This window comes from Mesorhizobium sp. A556, from assembly GCF_054489545.1.
Genome location: NZ_JBTMXA010000060.1, coordinates 1 through 1,013, shown reverse-complemented (window position 1 = coordinate 1,013; position 1,013 = coordinate 1). Strand labels below are relative to the sequence as shown.

Here is a 1,013-nt window from a genome sequence, read left to right as displayed (position 1 = left end):
GGGTCGCAGAAGTAGACCTGTAGATCGGTTGCGATGGTGAAGCTCCTGTGACGAGCCATCTCCTTGCCCTGGTCCCATGTCAACGAGCGCCGCAGCTCTTCTGGCAACGTGCCGATCCTCTCGGCGAGGGCCGCCACAACAGTCGCCGAGTCCCTCCTGGCCAACTTCACAAGCATGGTGAACCGGCTGTGTCGCTCGACGAGAGTGGCGATGTTGGTGTCGTTCGCACCGGCGAGCAGATCACCCTCCCAATGACCCGGGATGGCGCGATCCTTGGCCTCGGCGGGTCGCTGGCGGATGGAGACCATATCGAGGATCTGTCCTTGCCCCGTTTGGCTCTGTGCGCCTTTGGCGAGACGCATTTGCCGTCTGGTGCGCAGATGCGCCGTCAGTTCTTTCTTGAGCACCCCGCGCGACTGGATGAACAGACTGCGATAGATCGCTTCATGAGATATCCGCATGCTTGGATCGCCCGGGTGTTCTCGCCTCAGCCAGCCCGCAATCTGCTCCGGCGACCATTGCAGCGCCAGCTTCTGCGCCACCAGCCATCGTAGCCGTTCAGAGCATGCCAGGCGACACCGCTTCGGACGCAGCGCGCGTTCCCACGCCTGCCTGTCAGCCCGAGTTGCACGATACGTTTTTGCACCGCCATTGCGCGCGATCTCGCGACATATCGTCGATGGAGATCGTCCAAGGCTTCGTGCAATAGCGCGGATGGCAAGACCTGCCGCAATCCCTCGAGAGATCTCTTCGCGCTCCGCCACTGCAAGCGCCAAGGGAGCTCTACGCCTTGCTGACGGAGCAATGCCGCCATGGACAGATACGATCCGCTGAACGCCGCCCTTGTTCCTGCGCTCTAGTGCCCGCGAGATCGACGAAATGCTCTGACCTTGCTTCCATCGTTCCCAAAGCTCGACCTTCTGTTCTGCGGTAAACCACACCCGTGACGTGACCATGCGACACCTCCTCATCTTCTCAGATTAAAGGTGTTGCGACGATCGGTTGAACCCACC

The 1,013-nt window shown here is 60.9% G+C and carries 1 protein-coding gene; it reads right to left on the bottom strand.

The annotated features are described in order from the left end of the window. Nucleotides 1-956: IS30 family transposase (locus ACX3P0_RS25280; protein WP_459092980.1), on the bottom strand; the 956-nt coding region annotated here is incomplete at its 3' end. Between the last annotated feature and the right edge of the window lie 57 nt (nt 957-1,013).